The 4304-nt window shown below is 59.4% G+C and carries 8 protein-coding genes; 5 read left to right on the forward strand and 3 right to left on the reverse strand.

The features are described 5' to 3' along the window. Positions 1-232: 232 nt before the first annotated feature. Together LJE91_02360 and LJE91_02365 are read right to left on the reverse strand one after the other, a co-directional pair. The gene (locus LJE91_02360; protein ID MCG6867594.1) at positions 233-760 is read right to left on the reverse strand and encodes a GNAT family N-acetyltransferase; all 528 of its coding nucleotides are present in this window, start codon (positions 758-760) and stop codon (positions 233-235) included. Further along, positions 757-1035 carry a DUF1778 domain-containing protein gene (locus LJE91_02365; protein MCG6867595.1) on the reverse strand — a complete coding sequence of 93 codons (279 nt, stop codon included), beginning with the start codon at positions 1033-1035 and terminating at the stop codon, positions 757-759. Before LJE91_02365 ends, LJE91_02360 begins: the two co-directional genes overlap by 4 nt. Positions 1036-1756: 721 nt before the next feature. Between LJE91_02365 and LJE91_02370 the strand changes: the two genes are divergently transcribed. From LJE91_02370 to LJE91_02390, 5 genes are all read left to right on the forward strand, one after another. Beyond that, positions 1757-2554 (forward strand): YdcF family protein, encoded by a 798-nt coding sequence (locus LJE91_02370; protein MCG6867596.1) that lies wholly within the window; start codon positions 1757-1759, stop codon positions 2552-2554. A gap of 191 nt (positions 2555-2745) precedes the next feature. Further along, positions 2746-3123: a nucleotidyltransferase domain-containing protein gene (locus LJE91_02375; GenBank protein MCG6867597.1), complete on the forward strand. Its 378-nt coding sequence runs from the start codon at positions 2746-2748 to the stop codon at positions 3121-3123. 189 nt (positions 3124-3312) lie between these two features. Then, positions 3313-3477, forward strand: a complete 165-nt coding sequence (locus tag LJE91_02380; protein ID MCG6867598.1) for a hypothetical protein — start codon at positions 3313-3315, stop codon at positions 3475-3477. Further along, positions 3464-3652 (forward strand): hypothetical protein, encoded by a 189-nt coding sequence (locus LJE91_02385; protein ID MCG6867599.1) that lies wholly within the window; start codon positions 3464-3466, stop codon positions 3650-3652. Before LJE91_02380 ends, LJE91_02385 begins: the two co-directional genes overlap by 14 nt. Positions 3653-3746: 94 nt before the next feature. Continuing rightward, the gene (locus tag LJE91_02390) at positions 3747-3935 is read left to right on the forward strand and encodes a hypothetical protein (protein MCG6867600.1); all 189 of its coding nucleotides are present in this window, start codon (positions 3747-3749) and stop codon (positions 3933-3935) included. Between the two features lie 164 nt (positions 3936-4099). Here the strand turns inward: LJE91_02390 and LJE91_02395 are convergent. Beyond that, positions 4100-4304 (reverse strand): hypothetical protein (locus LJE91_02395; GenBank protein ID MCG6867601.1); only part of this gene is annotated, 205 nt, incomplete at its 5' end.

Consider the following 4304-nt stretch of genomic DNA (forward strand, 5'->3'; position numbering starts at 1 on the left):
CGCGAATATCCCTCTCCTTGAGTCAGAGACCATTTTGCCGATGAATGCCACGGACGACCGAAATTTGACGGCGCAAACCTATCGCGAAAAAGTCGCCCGTGAAATCCAAGATCGTCTCGCCGTGTACGCCGAACTCATGCAGTGAAGTTCTCGGCAGCATCCAGGAGCGAATACCCGATTAAATAGGGCATCCGTGGTTGGCACCGTCCTGTCTATCCGTTGTTCGTGTCCCCTATTTCCCGCCCTGTTTCCCGATCGATCGCCCGATGTCCTTCACCAACAAAAACAGGTGATAAGCGTCCGTTGGACTGGGCTCGAAGTCGAATCGCTCGTAGAATGCGCGCGCCTGATCGTCCTTGGCATGCACCAGCAGCGCCCGGACACCGGCGATGTCCACGGCCCGTGCGGTCCGCACCAGGGCGTCTTTGAGCAGGCCCTGGCCGAAACGCTGTCCCTGCAGATCCTTCCCCACCGCCAAACGGGCCAGTATCAGGACCGGAATCGAGTAGCGAGGCATGGATTTTCTGACCCGTTCCGTCGCATCGGCGTGACCAACCGCGCCCACCGTCAGGCTGTAGTAGCCGACCGCAGTCCCATTTTGGCACGCGACGTAGGTCTGGGTGCTATTGGCCTTTTGACTTTGAATTGCGTAGCGCCGCAGGAAACGGTTGAGCGCATCTACGCCACAATCGAATCCGGCGAGATCATGCGCGGCGCTCAGTTTTTCTATGGCCAGGCGGTGCGGCCCGGCTGCGCTCATTCGAAAATGCTCTTGCTCCCGAGCAGTTTCTCCAGGTTGGGCCTGGGTTTCTCCGCCCCGTCCAACGCGGCCACGAACGCTTGCCACCGGTCCTCGTCGAGCAGGAACTCCCGTCGGTCCGCCAGGGTATCGGCCGCCGCTGTCAGGCCGCTCTCGACGACAAACTCGCTGACGGTCTTGTGGCGTACGGCAGCGGCCCGTTGCAGCATGACCTTGGCGGAACGGCTCAGGCGCAAATCGATGCGTTCGTCCCTGCGATTCAGTTTATCTGGCATGACACAATCCTGTTATGACCCATGTCGCGATGGCATCACCCGTACAATTCCCGTACAACCATGAAGCAGGGAACCGAACCACGGAGTGGCTACCCCTAAACAAAGGGTGTCGCAAAAGCCCGTCCTGCACTCCCTGGCGGCGTTAAGAACGTGCTCGAATGCTCATTGACTGCGTGTAAACTGCGCTTCTGCGCGCGTTCTTGCCTTGCCAGAAAGCACAATCCAGACATTTTCGACACCCTCTAACAGGGAGAGGGAGTATCTTGCGTTGAGACGGAGGGCTAGAGGGGGTTTATCTCGATGCGGGTTCTCCGGCGGCTGCCGAGGAGGCGAATGGAGCACCACTCAACGCAATCGAATCCACGCACGGCACAATTGTTCCAGTCACCGACGGATGGTGCAATACAGACGTTACGACATTCCGCCTGCTTGTCGGGGGCTGGTTAATTTTCCCCCTCCCCCTGCCAGGGGGTGTCGCAAAGAGACTCGTAGCCTGGATGGAGTGGTAACGCAATCCAGGATTCCTGTCCGAGCCACCGCACCTGCCTTCCCGGATTCCGCTATCGCTGCATCCGGACTACTCTTGCTACTCTGCTTCAACGTTCTAATGAGGGGGCGAAGGTCGGGATGGGGGCATTGGGATCGACTCGGTGCCTGGTGATAGTCTCGACCCCCTCCTGGCCTCCCCCTGCCAGGGGGAGGAAAACCGGAAGGAGTGGAGATGGAAATCTGGCTTTCGAAATTCTTGCCGGTGTTTGTGTATCCGCTAGGGCTGGGTCTGGGGATGGTGATCCTTGCCGGGGTGTTGATTTCGCGGTTTCGCACCGCGGGACGGGCGCTCCTGTGGGGGGCGGTGGGGTTGATCTGGGTGGCTTCGATGCCCGTGTTTTCGGACTGGTTGCGGTCCACGCTGGAGTGGCGTTACCTGCCTCCTGAAATCGAAGCCTATCCGGCGGCCGATGCCATCGTGGTGCTGGGTGGAATGGTATCCGCCCCGGCGGCGCCTCGGGTGGATCTGCAGGTGTCGGAATCCTTTGACCGGCTGCTACACGCCGCCGCGCTTTTCGAGTCAGGAAAGGCGCCTGTAGTGATCGCTTCCGGGGGCGGGATTGCGTGGCTGGGGGCCGTTGAACCGGAGGCGGTCGGCATGAAGGCGTTGCTGTTGCGGCTGGGGGTGCCGGATGAAGCGATCGTCATGGAGACGCAGAGCCGGAACACGGCGGAGAATGCGCTGTACACGGGGGAGATATTGCGGGAGCGAGGGATTGGCAGGGTATTGCTGGTCACCTCGGCGCTGCACATGCCGCGGGCGATGAAGCTGTTTCGTGCGCGGGGGATCGATGCCGTGCCGGCACCGACGGATATGCGGTCGATCTATGACCCGGCGCGGACGGTGCTGGATTATCTGCCGGATGTGGGGGCGATGTACCAGACGACGCTGGCGGTGAAGGAGTATCTGGGGATGGGGTGGATGGCGGTGCGGGGTGTTACAGGTTCAGCGGAGCGGTCGGGTACATAATTCAGCGAATTACCGTCATGTTGTTGCATTATACCCGTCACGGACAGGTTTTCCCGGCAATTGCACGCCCTATTCGTCCCGTGGCGGTGTTGCGATTCCTTGCAATAGAGCGGCTATTACGCGTCATCGCGCCTTGCCACAAAACGAATATGACACACACTTTCTCGTGAAAACCTGTCCGTGACGGGTATATGACATCCGGAGAGTCGAATGACATTGACTTCCCTTTTCGCTTCGAAGGGGGAAAGGCACGCTGGGCCGCCGGTGTTTCGCCAGCGCGGTGGGCCCTGGGAGAGGCGCGCCGTTTGGTGCGGGCGACGTTGACAGGAACCGGTATAGACGCCTGGCTCTTTGGCTCGCGGGCAACCGGGCACGCCAGGACCTGGTCGGATATCGATATCGCCCTCGACGGCCACGGGACTGTCGTACCGCCTGAAGTATTTTCTTCGGTAGCCGAGAACCTGGAAGAAAGCCTTGTCCCGTTCAAGGCCGATCTGGTCGACCTTGCCACAACCGACGCAGAATTCCGCGACGCGGTGCGCGCAGCGGGGGTGAAGTGGACACTCTGAACAAGCGGATCGTTCAGGCCGATTCGGCCCTGTCCACGCTACGCGAGGCTCTGTCTCTGAAATCCCCGAGCGCACTCGAACGCGACGGCACCATTCAGCGATTCGAGTACACGTACCGAGGTATTCGGAGACGTCGATCTGGATCTGGTACGGATCGAAGACGCTGACCCCCTGTTTCGCCATGAGATCATGCAGTCGGGCCGGCTACTGGATGGCGATCCTGATCTTTTTTGTGAATACAGGGCCTATGCCTACAGGGATTTCGTCGACTCGGCCGATCTGTTTGCCCTCGAACAGACGCTGTTCGAGAAGAAGATGGCCAGGATCAAGGGGCTGCTCCATGATTCGCCGTGAGTTCGTACAGCGCAAACTGCAGCTCGTTGCAGAAGATCTCGAGCGATTGCTGCGATTCAAGGACGAGACTCCGGACTCGCTCGTGGCCGACGATCTTAAGGCGATTGCCGGAAAATGGCATACCAGATCGCGCCGGATTTTCGTCCGTCATCCAGGCGCGACAACCGGCGCATAGTCGCACTATGCAACGGTTGTCGCAACACAGAGGACGGACGAAAAGACAAGCAGGATGGTATGTCATTTGACAGAAATCGCCTAAGCTGGCGGCAGTGGAGAGAATCCTGGAACGTATCGTCATGCGTGCTATCGACGTCAACGAGCATATCATCAGCGAACTGTCGACCGGCGAAGGGAGGTCGACAAGACTGACCTATCGCGACACATTCAAAACCTGCCTGCAGGACTATCGTCGGTATCTCGAATCTGTTTCCGGCTTTGTCGAGCAGCAGGGCCGATGAACGGGTAGGGTGGACAAGCGCAGCGCAGTCCACCATTTGACGTCGCTTCGTTGGTGGACTGCGCTGCACGACGCTTGTCCACCCTACGGGATGGCTTCGACAATCCGAAAAAAAACGGGGCCCGTTCGGGCCCCGCCTCGTTCCTTCTTCCGGCTGGTGGAGCCTTAGAAGCGGATGTCGATGTTCGACGTGTTGTCGGCGTACTGCGACGGATCGGAGTAGACGCTGGGGTTCTTGAAGAACGCCGACTGGTTCGCGTTGTTGATCGTGTTCTCCAGGCCCTGGGTGTTGCCCTGCAGGACGCTGACGTCGGCGTTGAAGTCGTACTCCTTCGTCTTGGTCACGGAACTGAAAGGAAAGCCGGGCCCC

The organism is Gammaproteobacteria bacterium (assembly GCA_022340215.1).
Taxonomy (GTDB): domain Bacteria; phylum Pseudomonadota; class Gammaproteobacteria; order JAJDOJ01; family JAJDOJ01; genus JAJDOJ01.

Excerpts from the sequence above, each read along its gene's own strand:
- LJE91_02360 (MCG6867594.1), bottom strand. The coding sequence starts at position 760 with ATGAGCGCAGCCGGGCCGCACCGCCTGGCCATAGAAAAACTGAGCGCC.
- LJE91_02365 (MCG6867595.1), bottom strand. The coding sequence starts at position 1,035 with ATGCCAGATAAACTGAATCGCAGGGACGAACGCATCGATTTGCGCCTG.
- LJE91_02370 (MCG6867596.1), top strand. The coding sequence starts at position 1,757 with ATGGAAATCTGGCTTTCGAAATTCTTGCCGGTGTTTGTGTATCCGCTA.
- LJE91_02375 (MCG6867597.1), top strand. The coding sequence starts at position 2,746 with ATGACATCCGGAGAGTCGAATGACATTGACTTCCCTTTTCGCTTCGAA.
- LJE91_02380 (MCG6867598.1), top strand. The coding sequence starts at position 3,313 with ATGCAGTCGGGCCGGCTACTGGATGGCGATCCTGATCTTTTTTGTGAA.
- LJE91_02385 (MCG6867599.1), top strand. The coding sequence starts at position 3,464 with ATGATTCGCCGTGAGTTCGTACAGCGCAAACTGCAGCTCGTTGCAGAA.